General features: G+C 64.5%; 1 protein-coding gene. It reads left to right on the top strand.

The features are described 5' to 3' along the window. Positions 1-471: immunoglobulin-like domain-containing protein (locus AC1DHT_RS29350; RefSeq protein WP_477761604.1), on the top strand; the 471-nt coding region annotated here is incomplete at both ends.

The following is a 471-nucleotide window of genomic DNA, read 5'->3' as shown; positions in this document are numbered from 1 at the left end:
CCCCGAGCACCACCCCGGCGGTCACCACGATCACCGATTCGATCGACAACACCGGGCTGTCCCTGGCAGCAACCGGTTCGGTCACCGAAGGCGGCCAGATTACCTACACCGCGACCCTGACCAATCCGGCCGGCACGCCGATGACCGTCACGCTCAGCAACGGCGCGGTGATCAACATCGAGGCCGGTAAAACGTCCGGTTCCGTGGTGGTCGACACCCCGGCGAATGACGTCTACAAGAACGGCAGCACCGTCAGCACTACCATCGAAAGCACCACCGGTGGCAATTTCGAGCAGCTGACCCCGAGCACCACCCCGGCGGTCACCACGATCACCGATTCGATCGACAACACCGGTCTGTCCCTGGCGGCCACCGGTTCGGTCACCGAAGGCGGTCAGATCACTTACACCGCGACCCTGACCAACCCGGCCGGCACCGCGATGAGCGTGACCCTGTCCAACGGTGCAGTGA

It is taken from the genome of Pseudomonas sp. 05N432, from assembly GCF_056396945.1.
The sequence above is the reverse complement of the archived record's forward strand: the minus strand, read 5'-3'. Positions and strand labels throughout refer to the sequence as shown.